Genomic DNA, 1,508 nt, shown 5'->3' with positions numbered 1-1,508 from the left:
TAACCTTCGGCGCGAAACGTTCGTGGAACTGGGGCTACCACGCCCCTCAAAGGTTCTGTCGCAAAGTTTCGTACTGCATAAATGTGTGTAGGCGCTGGACACATCTATCCTGCGAGGGCGGCGAACTGCTTGAAGGGTAAGTGCCCTATTTGGCCTAGCTGTCCCTTGCGGATCATGTGTGCGGTTTCGATGCCAGCTAGCGTTGCAGCCGCAGAATGGAACGCTTTGAAGCCGAGCAGAGGTGGTCCTAGATTTTAGACCAGTTTGCAGCCTTATTAAGATGGATCAGGGGTTCATTTAGGCTGCTAATTTCATTGGTACGGTTCTGCTGTCATAGGCCTCATCGGGGGTCAATATGCCGTGGGTCGAGTGCGGGCGCTCGGAGTTGTAGTAGGTCAGCCATTTTCCGATCCCGGCGCGCATTTCTGAACCTGTCTCAAAGGCATTCGGGTAAACACATTCATACTTAAGCGACCGCCACAACCGCTCAATCATCCAGTTGTCACGCCACGCTCCTTTGCCAACCATGCTGATCTTGATGTCTGCGTCGACCAGTACATCGATCCAAGCGCCGCTGGTAAATTGGCTGCCCTGGACGCTATTGAAGATTTCTGGCGTACCGTGCTTGGCAATGGCCTCGTTCAGAGCTTCAACGCAAAAGTCTGCGTCCATGCTGTTCGATAGCCGCAAGCTCAGAACTTTCCGGCTGTGCCAATCCATGATGGCGACAAGGTACAAAAAACCGCGCCGCATCGGAATGTAGGTATATCCGCGCACCAGACTTGGTTCGGGCGGTCGATGACCGTATTCCTCAATAGGTATGGCCAGATCTTGTGCTGCGGGTGTTTCTTGCTGGTGTTGGGTTCTTGATAAATTGGCACCAACCGCATCAGACGCATCAAACTGCGGACACGATGACTGCCGCATTTATGGCCTTGCCGCTTCATGTAACGCGCCATTTGGCGTGATCCATACCACGGCGTTTCCAAAAACTGCTTGTCGATTATTTTCATGAACCGCAGGTTCTCAGCGCTTTCGCCGACAGGCTGATAGTAAAGACGTGATCACGACAGCCGCAACAGTTCGCACTGTTTGCGCATACTTAACTTATGATCCCGGCTCACCATTTTTTGCCTCGCGTCCCGAGCAACTGATGCGAGGCGTCCGCCAAAAAATCCCGTTCCACAACAAGCTGGCCGATCTTGGAATGCAGCTTGTCGACGTCAGCGGCGCTCACCTGCTCAGACGCTGAACCTTTACGGGTAAAGGCCGTCGCCATGTTTTCTATCGCAGCGCGCTTCCACGTCCCGATCTGAGTGGGATGGACGCCATATTTCTTGGACAGTTCCGCAAACGTCATCTCTTCACGGATCGCTCCAAGCGCAACCTTGGCTTTAATTTCTGGCGAATGGTTCTTTCGTTTCTTCATTTTGGATCGTCACTTTCTTCATGCGATCCACCTTAACAACTGGTCCGAAATTCCGCGACCACCTCTCAAAGGCTAGTAT

2 pseudogenes are annotated in these 1,508 nt (G+C 52.7%); both read right to left on the bottom strand.

The window, feature by feature from the left end:
• Positions 1 to 104: 104 nt before the first annotated feature.
• Positions 105 to 242, bottom strand: a pseudogene (locus WAO31_RS03805) (IS6 family transposase); the annotation flags it as partial.
• A gap of 55 nt (positions 243 to 297) precedes the next feature.
• Positions 298 to 1,429 (bottom strand): annotated as a pseudogene (locus WAO31_RS03800) (IS3 family transposase).
• Between the last annotated feature and the right edge of the window lie 79 nt (positions 1,430 to 1,508).

The organism is Rhodoluna sp., from assembly GCF_049276775.1.
Lineage (GTDB): Bacteria > Actinomycetota > Actinomycetes > Actinomycetales > Microbacteriaceae > Rhodoluna.
This window is presented reverse-complemented; position numbering and strand designations above follow the sequence as displayed.